Source organism: Succinivibrio faecicola, assembly GCF_019448115.1.
GTDB lineage: Bacteria > Pseudomonadota > Gammaproteobacteria > Enterobacterales > Succinivibrionaceae > Succinivibrio > Succinivibrio faecicola.
The window spans coordinates 1-13,649 of record NZ_JAGFNY010000016.1 but is presented as its reverse complement, the minus strand read 5'-3'; the positions used below and the strand labels follow the sequence as shown (position 1 = coordinate 13,649).

11 protein-coding genes are annotated in these 13,649 nt (G+C 35.6%); 6 read left to right on the top strand and 5 right to left on the bottom strand.

Annotated features, from left to right (window positions below):
• Positions 1-51: 51 nt before the first annotated feature.
• Complete coding sequence (locus J5V48_RS05705; protein ID WP_219937609.1) at positions 52-978, bottom strand: branched-chain amino acid transaminase; 927 nt, start codon at positions 976-978, stop codon at positions 52-54.
• 276 nt (positions 979-1,254) lie between these two features.
• On the opposite strand from J5V48_RS05705, the gene J5V48_RS05700 reads away from it, so the two are divergent.
• Positions 1,255-2,172 carry an acetyltransferase gene (locus J5V48_RS05700; protein WP_219937608.1) on the top strand — a complete coding sequence of 306 codons (918 nt, stop codon included), beginning with the start codon at positions 1,255-1,257 and terminating at the stop codon, positions 2,170-2,172.
• Between the two features lie 60 nt (positions 2,173-2,232).
• On the opposite strand, the gene J5V48_RS05695 is transcribed toward J5V48_RS05700, so the two are convergent.
• Together J5V48_RS05695 and J5V48_RS05690 are read right to left on the bottom strand one after the other, a co-directional pair.
• Positions 2,233-2,850, bottom strand: a complete 618-nt coding sequence (locus tag J5V48_RS05695; RefSeq protein WP_219937607.1) for a thiol:disulfide interchange protein DsbA/DsbL — start codon at positions 2,848-2,850, stop codon at positions 2,233-2,235.
• Complete coding sequence (locus J5V48_RS05690; RefSeq protein ID WP_219937606.1) at positions 2,850-3,908, bottom strand: squalene/phytoene synthase family protein; 1,059 nt, start codon at positions 3,906-3,908, stop codon at positions 2,850-2,852. The genes J5V48_RS05695 and J5V48_RS05690 overlap by 1 nt, the downstream gene beginning before the upstream one ends.
• A 76-nt stretch (positions 3,909-3,984) precedes the next feature.
• On the opposite strand from J5V48_RS05690, the gene yciA reads away from it, so the two are divergent.
• Positions 3,985-4,485, top strand: a complete 501-nt coding sequence (gene yciA, locus J5V48_RS05685) for an acyl-CoA thioester hydrolase YciA (RefSeq protein WP_331853164.1) — start codon at positions 3,985-3,987, stop codon at positions 4,483-4,485.
• Here yciA and J5V48_RS05680 read toward each other — a convergent pair.
• Positions 4,463-5,113: a TetR family transcriptional regulator gene (locus tag J5V48_RS05680; RefSeq protein WP_219937605.1), complete on the bottom strand. Its 651-nt coding sequence runs from the start codon at positions 5,111-5,113 to the stop codon at positions 4,463-4,465. The genes yciA and J5V48_RS05680 overlap by 23 nt on opposite strands.
• A gap of 246 nt (positions 5,114-5,359) precedes the next feature.
• Between J5V48_RS05680 and J5V48_RS05675 the strand changes: the two genes are divergently transcribed.
• Together J5V48_RS05675 and J5V48_RS05670 are read left to right on the top strand one after the other, a co-directional pair.
• Complete coding sequence (locus tag J5V48_RS05675) at positions 5,360-6,538, top strand: efflux RND transporter periplasmic adaptor subunit (protein WP_219937604.1); 1,179 nt, start codon at positions 5,360-5,362, stop codon at positions 6,536-6,538.
• Positions 6,539-6,555: 17 nt separating this feature from the next.
• On the top strand, positions 6,556-9,819 hold the full coding sequence (locus J5V48_RS05670; RefSeq protein ID WP_219937603.1) for an efflux RND transporter permease subunit: 3,264 nt from the start codon (positions 6,556-6,558) through the stop codon (positions 9,817-9,819).
• Between the two features lie 57 nt (positions 9,820-9,876).
• Here J5V48_RS05670 and J5V48_RS05665 read toward each other — a convergent pair whose 3' ends face one another.
• The gene (locus tag J5V48_RS05665; protein ID WP_219937602.1) at positions 9,877-11,022 is read right to left on the bottom strand and encodes a hypothetical protein; all 1,146 of its coding nucleotides are present in this window, start codon (positions 11,020-11,022) and stop codon (positions 9,877-9,879) included.
• Positions 11,023-11,233: 211 nt separating this feature from the next.
• Between J5V48_RS05665 and J5V48_RS05660 the strand changes: the two genes are divergently transcribed.
• Both J5V48_RS05660 and J5V48_RS05655 read left to right on the top strand, forming a co-directional pair.
• Positions 11,234-11,743 (top strand): flavodoxin, encoded by a 510-nt coding sequence (locus J5V48_RS05660; RefSeq protein WP_219937601.1) that lies wholly within the window; start codon positions 11,234-11,236, stop codon positions 11,741-11,743.
• A 188-nt stretch (positions 11,744-11,931) separates the two neighbouring features.
• Positions 11,932-13,347 (top strand): sodium-dependent transporter, encoded by a 1,416-nt coding sequence (locus J5V48_RS05655; RefSeq protein ID WP_219937600.1) that lies wholly within the window; start codon positions 11,932-11,934, stop codon positions 13,345-13,347.
• Positions 13,348-13,649: the final 302 nt, after the last annotated feature.

Sequence of the window (13,649 nt, the reverse complement as noted above, 5' to 3'; positions counted from 1 at the left end):
ATCTTTAAGCGAAAATGACCCACTACTAGTGGGTCATTTAACTAGAAGCTATTATTTGTTGACTGGAGTTAACCAACCATACTTGTCCTCAACTTCACCTCTTACGATTGCGAAGAATGCATTCTGCAATTTCTCAGTTACAGGACCTCTATAACCACAACCAACATCGATACCGTCTACTGAAGCAATTGGAGTGATTTCAGCAGCTGTACCAGTGAAGAACATTTCATCTGCAAGATATACCATCTCACGAGGAATTGGCTGAGTACGAACCTCATAGCCTAAGCTCTGGGCAACCTTGGTTACAGCATCTCTTGTTATACCAGGTAATAAACCAGAAGTATTTGGAGAAGTATATAAAACGCCATCTTTTACGAAGAATACGTTCTCGCCTGAACCTTCTGAAATGTAGCCATTTGTATCTAATGCAATAGCCTCAGTGTAACCGTTGTTTGTACACTCATTTGCAATCAGAATTGATGACAGGTAGTTACCAGCAGCCTTTGCTTCTGTAGGAATTGTATCAGGAGCTAATCTTCTCCATGAAGAAATGCATACTTTAATACCCTTCTTTAAGCCCTCTTCGCCAAGGTAAGCACCCCATGGCATTGCACATACCATAGCATCAGCGTTAACGCCTTTCTTGAACTTAACGCCAAGACCTACTTCACCCATGAAGATTAATGGACGAATATAACCGTACTCAAGACCGTTCTCTGAGATAACCTTCTTACAAGCATCCATGATTTCCTCTTTTGTCTGAGCAATAGGGAAACGATAGATCTTTGCAGAATTAAATAAACGATCAATGTGTTCTTTTAAACGGAAAATCTGTGGACCATTCTTGGTTGCATAGGCACGAATACCCTCAAACACAGCAGAGCCGTAGTGTAATGCATGAGCTGTAACGTGAACCTTTGCGTCTGCCCATGGAACCATCTTGCCATTGAACCATATATACTTGGTATTATCTGCCATTTTATTTTCCTCAATATACTGAACTTTTATATAAGCAATATTCAAGATTTTATCACTTATCAAAGTTATCTTTTCATTTTGCAGTGATAAAAAATGAATCAAAACCTTACATAATATTTTGCAAAAAATTACTCTTAAAATAAAAATAAACTGAAATCAGTATACACCAAAAAATGGAACATAGTTATAATTATGTTCGATTTTTTGCAAAAATAACATTTTTGTTATTTTTTGGTAAAATGGTCACGTTTTATGTTGTTTGACTTGGGAATTATTATGCTTTCCTTTTTACCATCACCAATAATTTTACTTATAAACTGTATCCTTATATCGCTTAATGTAATAATCATTGCTACACCAATGATGCTACTTGGCATAATAAAGTTCTGTCTGCCTTTTGATGTAGTGACAGTTCTAATTGAAAAAACAAATTATCACTTATACAGAACATGGGTATTTTTTAACCGCTGCATAATTAGGCTTACAAACAATGTCAAATGGCACATAAGCGGGGATAATATTCCTAAGACAAAAAAATCCTGTATCGTTATATCAAACCACCTAAGTTGGCTTGATATTTTATTCATGGGATGCGTATTTAAAGGTAATATTCCAACAACCAAGTTCTTCATGAAGCACTCCTTAATTTATATACCATTTGCAGGTCTTGCATGCTATGCATTAGGAATGCCATTCCTTAGAAGATATCCAAAAGAAAAACTTCTAAAGAATCCAAAACTTAGAACAAAAGATATTGAAACAACAAAGGCAGCATGTAAGAGACTTATCAAATTCCCTGCAACTTTAATAAACTTTGTTGAAGGCAGTAGATATACTAAAGAAAAGGCAAAGAAAGCTAAATCACCTTATAAGTACCTGCTTCCACCAAAAGCAGCTTCACTTGGTGTAGCAATCTCTGAAATCGGACAGGAAATTGAATATCTATTTGATGTTACATATTTTTATCCTGATAATCAGAAAAAAGCTTTCGTCGACATGATGAAAGGAAGAATCAAGAATATCTATGTAAATGTAGATATTTTAAAAATTGATGAGAGCCTAAAAGGTAATTATCTAGAAGATAAGCAGTTTAAACACGATTTTACAATGTATGTAAGATCATTGTGGGAAAGAAAAGATGCTCTTCTCGAAAGGATGCTTAATGATTATGAATCAGAAAAGAATAAGAAATAAGTAATGATTTCTTATAGGATATAGAAGACAGGTCTTACATTTGTAAGACCTGTTTAATTTTTAAGGCAGTGTTAACAAATAGTCAATTAAAGATACATAATCTTCAACAGATTCAATATCTTCAGAAACTATTAGATATTTTCCATTGATAACAATCTCTGGAACAGCTTCAATTTTATATTTAGATGTAAGTTTATCGAACTGAGCAACCCTACCTAATGTAACAAATGAGTTGTAATCAGCGTTTACCTTATCAGCAGAAATTCCCATTCCTTCAAAAATCTTTACAAAATACTCATGATCTTGTGGGATCTGCTCTTTTTCGTGTACCTGTGAGAACAATCTTTTTGAGTATTCATCTGCAATACCCATATTTTGAGCTACGACATAACCTTTTTGAGATTCAACACCAATATCTCCACCGATTAAGCCAACAGGATTAAGCTCAAACTTTGCTTTGTCTTTAAATTTATAAGCTATTTCCTTAAAGTTTTTTCTCATTGAATAACAATGACTACAGTAGAAAGAAAAGAACTCTCTGATTTCAGGAGTCTGTGTCTTTTTCTCAGATACAATCTTGTAATCCTTATCTATCTTGTAATCTTTTGCAAAAGATGGAAATGTAATTGATAAAGATAATAGTGGTATAACAAAATATTTTACAATTTGAATGAACATTACTCTTCTTCCTGTCTTTCAAAAGTTAACAGACTTGCTGTTTTGTCCCAGAACGAAACAGATGATCTCAAATCTTTTGGAGATCTTCTTTTTGCTCGAACGCCAAAACTAACAAATCTAAACAGCATTCTTACCAAAAGATTGCTGCAAGCACATAATTTACAAAGAACATACAAAGTCTTCACCTGCCGTCTTGTAATTTTTAAATGTTTTATTCCTGCTAAATCATATTTATGAATTTTCTTTAAAGTAGCTGTTGCCATAACTACATTCAATAGGCAGAACATTCTTATCCCATATGATGATGCTGGGATCATCTGAATAAAATCAATTGCATCTGTTAAATGCCCCTGAGCATATTCAATATATTCTCTTCCCTGCTTTGTCATTGAATCATCAGCTTTATCAACTGCAGGCAGAAAAGAAACTCCTCTTTTAGCATCTTCAGCCCTGTCTTTTAATATATTTGTAAGTTGCAATCCTTCACCAAAACTTACAGATAGATTGATCAGAGCATATTTATCAATCTTGTTGTTACTATATGCAAACAAAGCAGCAAGAAGTTCACCTACAACACCTGCAACAAAATAGCAGTATCTGTCTACATCCTGAAGTGAACTTATAGTAATCCCATTAATACTTCTTGCCATGCCAAAACTTAAAATGGCTACACCTCTGCTTAATATCTCTCTTACCTTTAAGGGATACTGTCTTGTTCTTTGAATTACTAAAATCATATCTTCTAAGAGTGCATATTCCTCTTTTTTTGCACCTTCTTTAGTAATTGATAAGGCATGTTTATGGAGAGTTAATAATGATTCTTCATCAGAAAAATCGTTATGACAGAACTGAGCAAAGCAATTGAGCCATGATATTTTTGAAGATGGATGAGCTTTCGGATCATCCTCAATTGTATCTGCAATACGACACAAAAGGTATGCGTTTGAAATATAATCAACTAAATCTGATGGAAGAAATGGAATGGTAAAAGCAAATGTTCTTGAAACATTCTTCAGATGCTCTTGCTGTCTTTGTAAATCAAGATATGACTGTTCCATAAAATTCCAACTATAATTTGATTAGCCAGTATTTTATTATACTAACAAATCATATTACATATAAGGTACAAATTTCATGAAAATGGATGTTAATGAAAAAAGAATCCCTCAAGGAAACTTGCTACTAAGAACACTAGCGATGCCAGGTGATACAAATCCTTATGGGGATATATTTGGTGGTTGGATAATGTCTCAGATGGATATTGCAGGAGCAATATTAGGCAGAGAAGTTGCAAACGGACGTGTAGTGACTGCTGCTGTTGAGGGAATGTCATTTTTAAAACCAGTATCTGTTGGAGATGTTGTTTGCTGCTATGGAAAATGCATTCATGTTGGAACAACTTCAATGAAGATACACCTAGAAATTTGGGTTAAGAAGCTCATTGAAAGCGAAACAAATGAACATGCTGAAAGAGATTTAGTAACTGAAGCGAATATTACTTATGTTGCTGTGGACAAGTTCAAAAAACCAAGACCTCTTCCTGCTACAGCAAAGATTGTTGCAGAAAAGGGAATTGATGCTGCGTCGGTTGGATTAAATCCTGACGGAACAATTAAGGAAGGCTGTTTGTTCTAAGCTTTTCTTCTGTCAATTCTCTGATAGCCTTAAACTCAAGCTCTATAAACAGAGGAAAATTATTCTTCAAAACGTTAGTGTTGGTAACACGACTTCTGTGAAAAGTGCCAACAATAAAAACGCATAGGTGCTCTACTGCAAGATCAATTATTAAATCTGAAGGTAATTGACCTTTTGATACTATATTCTTTAGAGCCTTTGCTATCAGCTCATTTTTTTGAATACGTCTCTCTTGCATCATCTCTTTTAATTCAGGATTAGATCCACCATTAAAAATCATAATAACCATGGAAATTAAAGTTGAATTTAATAGAGCAATGTTTTTCTCATCGCACAGAGCTGACAACCATTTTTTTAATTTTGATAATGGATTATATGAGTTTGGATCACAAGCGTCATTTAGGAATTCCATACCAAACTGTTCCTGCTCAAGACTCTCTAAAAGAGACATTAAAAGCTCTTCTTTATTCTCAAAGTGCCAGTATATTGCACCTCTGGTGCATCCAGCGCCTTTTGCTATATCAGACAAACTTGTTCTCTCAAATCCCCTTCTGCTAAAAAGTCTTTGAGCAGTTTCCAAGATTTTTTTCTTTGTCTGCATTGCATTTTCTAAAGTACGCCTTGGCATTTCATTTACCTCTCCTATACAACTTGTATGTATAATATCATAGCAAATTCGCTTTTTTATAGATGTATTAGCCCATATACGTGAAAAAAAATAATAAATAATTTCTTTTACATACATATTTCACACTATTGCCTATTACATAAAAATCTTTTTTCTAAGATAATATTCTGTTATCAGAGAATTATTCTTTATAAAACATGGTTGTATTTATATACAAATAAAAGAATTCTTTTGAAGGAAATTTCAATGCACAAGACAAATTTAAAAAAGTATCTTCTATCTAGTTTTGTTATTGCATCTCTTTCTCTTACATCAGCATGCGGTAAGGCACCTCAACAGCAGCACGGTGCTATGCCGGTTGATATTTTTGAGGTAGTACAGAAAGATGTTCCTGTTATCTCTCACCTTTCAGGAAGAGCAAATCCTACAAGAAAGGCTGAAGTAAGACCTCAGGTTTCAGGTATTCTTCAAAAGAGATTATTTGAAGAAGGTGCTATTGTACAGCAGGGGCAGCAGTTATATCAGATTGATCCAAGCATCTATGAGAATAATGTAAAGTCTGCAAAAGCTGCTTATGAAAGTGCAAAAGCATCTCTTATTCCTTTAAAGCGTAAGGCTGAAAGATTTGCTAGTCTGTTACAGGATAAGGCTGTTAGTAAACAGACCTATGATGAGGCTGAGGCTGCATATCTTGCAGCAAAAGCTGCAGTTCAATCAGCAGAAGCATCTTTAAACAAAGCTAATATCGATCTAGCTTATACAAAGGTATATGCACCTATCACAGGCACAATCAGCAGATCAAACATCACTGAAGGTGCTTTAGTATCTGCAGGTCAGGTAACTCCTCTTACAACTATTCAGCAGCTTGATCCAATCTATGTAGACTTAGGTCAGACTGCAGAAGAATATATTGCATTACGCCAGAATCTTACAACAGGTAAACTGTTAAATGACGGAAAGGCAAAAGTTTCAATATTCTTCTCAAATGGTATCAAATACAAGCATGAAGGAACTGTTGAGTTTACTGAGGTAAGCGTTGATGAAACAACCGGCATGGTAAACTTAAGAGCAATTGTTCCAAATCCAGAGCACGTAATTCTTCCTGGTATTTTTATCAGAGCTGAAATTAATCAGGGTATAACTCCAAATGCTCTTTTAGTTACAGCTGAAGGCGTGATCAGAGAAGCTAACGGAACAACCTATGCTTACATTGTTGATGAGAAAGGTCTTGTTGCAAAACAGAAGCTAGAATTAGGTGGCCAGATTGATAACAATACATATGTTGTTCTAAGAGGCCTTAAGGTTGGTGACAAGGTTATTACATCAAATACACAGAAGATCCGTGTAGGTGTACCTGTAACCCCTATCGACGCAAAAATGAAAGCTGCTATGCAACTACAGCAGATGAATCAGCAGAAGAAATAATTATAGGATAAAAGAAAATGGCTCGTTTCTTTATCAATAGACCTATTTTTGCATGGGTTATTGCTATATGTATCATGTTGGTAGGACTGTTCTCAGTTAACACTCTACCTGTATCGCAGTATCCTACTATTGCACCACCTTCAGTTTCTATTTCTGCAAACTATCCTGGTGCTGACGCTCAGACCGTTGAAAGATCTGTAACTCAGATTATTGAGCAGAATATGACTGGTCTTGATGGTTTCATGTACATGTCTGCAACATCTGATTCTTACGGTTCTGCAAGAATCAACATTACATTCGAACCTGGTACTAATCCTGATATTGCTCAGGTTCAGGTTCAGAACAAGATGCAGCAGACTCAGTCTCAGCTACCATCAATTGTTCAGCAAAACGGTATCGACGTTTCAAAATCAACTGACTCATTCTTATTGGTTGCATCATTAGTTGTAAATGATGATGAACATAAATCAGCTGACGTTGCAGACTATCTTGAATCAAACTTGAAAGAACCTCTTTCTCGTGTTGATGGTGTGGGATCTTTACAGCTATTCGGTTCTAAATATGCAATGAGAATCTGGCTTGATCCTAAGAAACTTAATAATTATTCAATTGGAGTAAACGAAATTTCTGCTGCAATTCAGGCACAGAATGCTCAGGTTACCTATGGTTCTTTAGGTGGTATGCCAGCCTCTCCAGGTCAGATGTATGCATACTCAATTACTGGTCAGAAGCGTTTAGAAAACGTAGAACAATTTGAAAATATTCTTCTTCGTGTAAACACAGACGGAACAAAGGTATATCTAAAAGATGTAGCAAGAATCGAGCTTGGTTCTGAAAATTACAACTTTGAAGGACGCTTAAACGGAAAGCCTAGTGCCGCACTTGCAGTAAAGCTAGCTTCCGGTGCTAATGCTCTTAAAACAGCTCATAATGTAAAAGAAACAATCAAAAAATTCCAACCTTATTTCCCTGAATGGGTTGATCTTGTTTATCCATTTGATACAACTTTATTCATTGAAGTTTCTATCAATGAGGTATTCCATACCATGATTGAAGCAATCATTCTGGTTGTCTTGATCATGTATCTGTTCTTACAGAATTTCAGAGCAACTCTGATCCCTACCATTACAGTTCCTGTTGTTCTTTTAGGTACTTTCGCTGTAATGCAGGCTTTCGGATTCTCTATTAATACCCTAACAATGTTCGGCCTGGTGCTGGCAATCGGTCTGTTGGTTGACGATGCTATTGTTGTGGTAGAAAACGTAGAGCGTATTCTCAATGAAGAGCCAAATCTTACACCAAAACAGGCTACCGTAAAGTCAATGGAAGAAATCACTGGTGCACTAATTGGTATTGCTCTAGTTCTTTCTGCAGTATTCGTACCTATGGCATTCTTCGGTGGCTCTACTGGTATTATTTACAGACAGTTCTCCATTACTATCGTATCAGCGATGGTTCTGTCAGTTGTCGTAGCAATTATCCTTACACCTGCACTTTGTGCAACAATTCTTTTACCACCTTCTGAGAAAGATGCGCAAAAGAAGGCTACATGGTTTACAAAACTCAATGATAAATTTGATAGCCTGTATGCACCTGTAAGAAAGGTCATTGCATTATGGAACAAATTCTTTGCTTATATTTCTAAGAAGTATCAAGAGCATGTAAATATTATCGTAAAACGAATAGGCAGATACATCTGCTACTATTTTGCAATTATTGCTGTTCTATGTTTTGGCTTTACTAGAATTCCTAGTGCATTCTTACCAAGTGAGGATCAGGGTGTTCTGTTAACCATGGCTCAGTTACCAGCAGGTTCAACACTTGAAAAAACAAATAGCGTTCTTTCTCAGATTAAGGATTACTTCCTAGGTGCTGAAAGAGAAAATGTTGAATCAATCATGCTTGTTTCTGGTTTCTCTTTTGCAGGTAGTGGTCAGAATGCCGGTATGGGATTCGTAAAACTAAAGAATTGGGATGAAAGAAAGAGAGCAGATCAGCACGCTGATGAAATTCAGGTTCGTTCTTATATGCCTTTAATGGGCGGTATTCGTGACGGTCTAGCATTCGCTTTCAACTTACCTGCAATTCCTGAACTTGGTACAGCAAACGGTTTTGACCTATTCCTTGTTGATCAGTCTTCTCAGGGACATGATGAACTCATCAAAGTTAGAAATATGTATCTGTATGCAGCTTCTCAGTCACCTTTAGTTGTTCAGGTAAGACCTAACGGCATGGACGATACTCCTCAGTTAAAACTGAACATTGATTATGAAAAGGCAATGTCTCTTGGAGTTACTCCATCTGCTATCAATACAACTATTTCTGCTGCATGGGGTTCTGCTTATATTGACAACTTCATGGACAGAAACAGAGTTAAGAAGGTTTATCTTCAGGCCGAAGCAAAAGACAGAATGTCTGAATCAGATCTTTCTAAGTGGTATGTAAAGAGTAACTCAGGTAACATGGTTCCATTCAATGCATTTGCATCTTCTGAGTGGAGTTACGGCTCACCAAGATTAGAAAGATTTAATGGTACTGCAGCTGTTGAAATTCAGGGTGCAGCAGCTCCTGGTGTGTCCTCAGGTCAGGCTATGGCTGAAATGCAGAGAATTGCAGATGAGGTTTTACCTCCAGGCTATGGTATTTCTTGGTACGGTGTTTCTTATCAGGAACAGTTGGCTGGCGCTCAGGGTCCTGCACTATATCTGGTTTCACTACTTGTTGTGTTCCTGTCACTTGCAGCTCTGTACGAAAGCTGGTCAATTCCTTTCGCTGTTATGCTAGTTGTGCCTCTAGGTATCGTTGGTGCTATTATTTCAGCCCTTCTAACTCAATACCTACCATTCAAAACAGTACTAGCTAACGACGTTTACTTCCAGGTTGGTCTGCTTACAACAGTGGGTCTAGCATCAAAGAATGCTATTTTGATTGTTGAATTCGCAAAAGACCTGTATGACAATGGTGAACGTCTGACAGAAGCTGTTATTCACGCGGCAAGATTGAGATTCCGTCCTATCTTAATGACCTCAATGGCTTTTATTCTTGGCGTTGTACCTTTAGCAATCAGCTCTGGTGCAGGCTCTGCAGGACGAAATGAAATCGGTATCTGCGTTATCGGTGGTATGTTAACAGCTACTGTACTTGCAATTTTCTATGTTCCTGTATTCTTCGTACTTGTAATGAGATACTTTACTAAGTATGTACCAGCTGAAGTTAAGCAGAAGATGAATGAAAAGAAACAGGAAAATCTGAAATCTCAGATCGAATCTGCTAAAGATTAGTTTTTGAGAAATCAAAATTAAGCCTCGGACTTTTTTAAGTTCGAGGCTTTTGTTTTTCTATCTGGTGGCGATATAAATTAAATCATCATTTATATCAATTAAAAATGGAGATAATGCGTAAGGACCGTGGTTGATTATATCTAACATTAAAGTCTTATCATCACCTTTATCGCCGCCTGAGAATTTATCAGGGAATAGTAAATTTAACTGTTCAATGTAAAGAGCATCAGACAGAACAGCTCTAGGAACAAGATTTCTTGTTCTTCTTATGGAAACTGCAAGTCTATAAGCCATCTGTAAACTGATTCCCTTATATCTGTCAGATAGCAGTTCTAAAGCATTATCCTTACTCAAGGTCAGAAGGTAATAGTTATCTCCATTAACAGAAACACTCTTTGCATCAATAAGTCTTAATAGCTTTGATTCAATCAGAGCATTTGCAAAAAGTTTATCGAGTAATAGCAAGTAATAGTCAGAAGATGTATCAATCAGCTGATAATGCTCCTTGCTTATCAGAGGAGACAACACAATAGCATCCTTTTTGCTATTTTGCATAAAGTCATCAACATTCTGTCCTGATTCTAAAAGTGGCTCATAATAAGAACAAACAAGTCCTTTCTTTTTTAACTGATTAAAAACAAATGAATAAGAAAGAGTATCGTTAATATCACCAGGAGCAGATAAATCCTCTGGCTCTAATTTTGATGACAACACATTATTAAACAAAGCCTTATCAGATACTTTTGATACAAGAGAATAGGTTGGAAGAATCAAAGAGAATTTTTCAATATAAATGCCATCTCTTAAATTTGATTCTATATCATGGCTTCTTGTGTTTACGAAAGCCGAAAAAATTGCATTTGCAAATGTTGCTGAACTAACATCTCTAATTGAGTTTAATCTGCTAATTTTCTGAGAAATCTTTGAAAAAATAAGAAAAACAGGAATCTGACCTAAATGAATCTCTTGAAAATCCTCATTCTTGAGTAATTCTGAATCAATCCACTTATCGTGAAGTTCAGAATTAACAGCTAAAATATAATGTTCACCATCTTTACTTGTATAAAGTTCCCATTTATCTGTGCCATCCTCATATGAAGAAATGACAATTCCGCTTGAAAGTTTATAATCTTCAGGAAATATAAGAGAATCATCTTCATCAGAGATTAAAAACTTACTTTCATCAACAATATAGTTATTCATGATTCATTCCAATAATTATTTATTTGAACTGAAAATATTTTATCCTTATAGAGAAAATTTATTACCTTATATTTGATAAAGGTTTTCATCTATTGTTTCAAAAGATCTGAGTTTTAATATAATATACGGACCTTATGAATTTTGGCTAAAGAAGATACTTTCGAGGCCAGCTTATATTCTCAACCTTTTGAGATAAGCTTGTGGAGATAAGATGAAAGAAGTTGCTCTATTTTATGGAACATACACTGGAATCACTGGTGAAATAGCTCAGAAAATTGTTAATGAGCTTGGCGCTGACAAAGTGGATATTTTTAATATCTCACAGAGTGGCGAAAAAATGAATGATTACAACAAGTTAATAATCGGTACTTCTACATGGAGTATTGGAGAGTTACAGGAAGATTGGAATGATTTCATGCCAAGTCTTCAGAAAATGGATTTTACAGGTAAGACTGTAGCTCTGTTTGGTACTGGAGATCAAGTAGGGTATCCTGATACATTCCTTGATGGTATGGGAATGCTATATGAAACATTCCAGTACAGAGGAGCAAAATTTGTTGGATTCTGGCCTACTGTGGGTTATGACTTTACATCTCCACTTCCACTACTAGATCATGATCATTTTGTAGGTCTTGCTATTGATGAAGATAATCAGCCTGAGCTTACAGATGAAAGAATTAAAAAGTGGTGCGAACTAATCAAACCTCTTCTAGGTCTATAAACATAAACGGTTCATACTTATTCCTATTTTAGGCAGGCAGTTTTAATCACTTCCTGCTTTTTTATTATTCTAATTGCCTAATATTAGAGCAATATCGTCAAATGATTTCATATTGATAACAAAAACCTTTATAATAGCGAGCAAATTTGGTGCATAACCTAAAAAATTTATTTATATTGGAGAATTTTATGAGTTCAGATCGCATTGGATTTGCCTCTAAACTTGGTGGCTTACTTGCAGCTGCAGGTTCAGCTGTTGGTCTAGGAAACATCTGGAGATTTCCAACTCAGGCAGGTGAAAACGGCGGTTCAGCATTCCTTATTGTTTATATTGCAGTTATTCTGATTTTTGGTATACCTTTATTAATTTCTGAATTTGCAATTGGTCGCCATGCAAGAGCTAACGTGGGTAACGCATATAGCGTTCTAGCCCCTAATTCCTGGTGGAAAATTATAGGAATTGGTTCTGTTTTTGTAGCATTTACTATTCTTACTTACTATAACGTTGTTGTCGGATGGGTATTCTACTATACAGCTGAAGCAGTAACTGCAGGTTCATTTTTATCAGTTCATGATGATGGTACTTTAGGAACCTCTGCAGAATTTTTCGGATCATTTGTATCTAATCCGTATAAACCTTTAATCTGCCTATTTATTGTAACAGCTATCATCCATGTTGTTATTGTATCAGGTGTTCGTAAGGGCATTGAAAGATCATCAAAGATCCTAGTTCCAGCTCTATTCATCATTATGATTATGCTTGTAATCTTCTCTGCAACAATGCCAGGTGCTGCAAAAGGTTACGAATTCTTATTTAAGCTAAACTTTGACGATATTACCCCTGATGTCGTTCTATCTGCAGTAGGTCAGTGCTTCTACTCATTCTCTCTTGGTATGGGTCTTGTAACTTACGCTTCTTACTTCAGAAGAGACGTTAACCTAAATAGAATAGCTCTATCAGTTGCATCTTTAGATACTCTAGTTGCAATTCTAGCAGGTCTGATTATCTTTCCGGCAGTTTTCTCTGTTGCAGGCATGTCACCAGCTCAGGGTGCAGGACTTGTATTCATTTCACTGCCAAATGTATTCAACTCAGCATTACATGATCATGCTTTCTTGAACTGGTTAATTCCAAGTGCATTCTATGGAATCCTGTTACTTGCAGCATTAACCTCAACTATCTTCTTACATGAGGTTTCAACTGCATTCATCGCAGAAAGAGCACAGATCTCAAGAACCAAGTCAGCAACTATTGTATCTATTTTGCTTTTAGCAATCGGTGCAGTAGCTTCACTTTCAATGGGACCTCTAAGTGATATTCTTATCTTTAATATGAATATCTTTGACTTCTTAGACTTCTTTACAGCAAAGATTATTCTTCCATTGACTGGCTTAGGTGCAGCATTATTTGTTGGCTATAAGATGACTACAACTCAGTTATGGTCTGAATTAACTTCATATGGAAAAGTTAAATTCATATGGTTAATTCCATTCCTGATCCTTGTAAGATTCATTATTCCAATCCTAATCATCATTATTTTAGTTTCAGGATTAACAAATATTTCTGTAAGTGATGTAGTAGCCTTCATCAAAGGTTTGTTTTAACTTTTTATAACCTGCAATTTTTCTGGTATAAACATTAAAAACAGCAGGTACATCCATATCTTCAAGGCCTAGGTTTTTATCCTAGGCTTTATTTTTATAAAGGATATTTTCTATTACATATCAAAAATAACAATATCAGGACAAAAACTTAACAAAGAACTCTTAAATTATTCTTGTAAATAAAAATGATTGAGAGGTTATTATGAAAAAATCATTATTAAATAACATACCCAAGATCTTAGTAACTATTTGAAAATCAAGGGTATTTATAAAATTACTACCTGACAGCCAATCTGTAGGTA

What these genes read in the sequence shown, in the direction of transcription:
- J5V48_RS05700 (WP_219937608.1), top strand. Translation starts at nt 1,255, where the DNA reads ATGCTTTCCTTTTTACCATCACCAATAATTTTACTTATAAACTGTATC.
- J5V48_RS05655 (WP_219937600.1), top strand. Translation starts at nt 11,932, where the DNA reads ATGAGTTCAGATCGCATTGGATTTGCCTCTAAACTTGGTGGCTTACTT.
- J5V48_RS05695 (WP_219937607.1), bottom strand. Translation starts at nt 2,850, where the DNA reads ATGTTCATTCAAATTGTAAAATATTTTGTTATACCACTATTATCTTTA.
- J5V48_RS05665 (WP_219937602.1), bottom strand. Translation starts at nt 11,022, where the DNA reads ATGAATAACTATATTGTTGATGAAAGTAAGTTTTTAATCTCTGATGAA.
- J5V48_RS05670 (WP_219937603.1), top strand. Translation starts at nt 6,556, where the DNA reads ATGGCTCGTTTCTTTATCAATAGACCTATTTTTGCATGGGTTATTGCT.
- J5V48_RS05705 (WP_219937609.1), bottom strand. Translation starts at nt 978, where the DNA reads ATGGCAGATAATACCAAGTATATATGGTTCAATGGCAAGATGGTTCCA.
- J5V48_RS05675 (WP_219937604.1), top strand. Translation starts at nt 5,360, where the DNA reads ATGCACAAGACAAATTTAAAAAAGTATCTTCTATCTAGTTTTGTTATT.
- J5V48_RS05690 (WP_219937606.1), bottom strand. Translation starts at nt 3,908, where the DNA reads ATGGAACAGTCATATCTTGATTTACAAAGACAGCAAGAGCATCTGAAG.
- J5V48_RS05680 (WP_219937605.1), bottom strand. Translation starts at nt 5,113, where the DNA reads ATGCCAAGGCGTACTTTAGAAAATGCAATGCAGACAAAGAAAAAAATC.
- J5V48_RS05660 (WP_219937601.1), top strand. Translation starts at nt 11,234, where the DNA reads ATGAAAGAAGTTGCTCTATTTTATGGAACATACACTGGAATCACTGGT.
- yciA (WP_331853164.1), top strand. Translation starts at nt 3,985, where the DNA reads ATGAAAATGGATGTTAATGAAAAAAGAATCCCTCAAGGAAACTTGCTA.